Annotated in this window: 1 pseudogene; it reads right to left on the reverse strand. The window is 33.1% G+C overall.

Features of this window, described 5'->3' with window-relative positions:
* A pseudogene (locus FOT98_RS31815) lies at positions 1-299 on the reverse strand (bifunctional glutamate--cysteine ligase/glutathione synthetase); the annotation flags it as partial.

Raw genomic sequence — 299 nt, forward strand, 5'->3', positions numbered from 1 at the left:
GAATTGGTATAACCATATTTACTGCTTCTAATGCTTCTTACTACCTCTTTCAACGAATCTTCTTCAAAAAAATTCTTTTCACTACTAGGAGAAGATCCGTAAAAATAAGTGAATAACCATCGATGGTGTAAATAGTTTCTTGTGGCTTTTAGATACATCTCTGTTTTAAAATGCTGATAATCCTTAATCTCCGATTGCGCGTTAAATAAAGCCTGAATTAACTCATCGCCAAATTCAAAGTTAAAATGAACACCACAAAGCATTTGTTTACGACGGCCATAAGAATTCGATAAAGTTTG

Source organism: Bacillus sp. HY001 (genome assembly GCF_007558965.1).
Classification (GTDB): domain Bacteria; phylum Bacillota; class Bacilli; order Bacillales; family Bacillaceae_G; genus Bacillus_A; species Bacillus_A mobilis.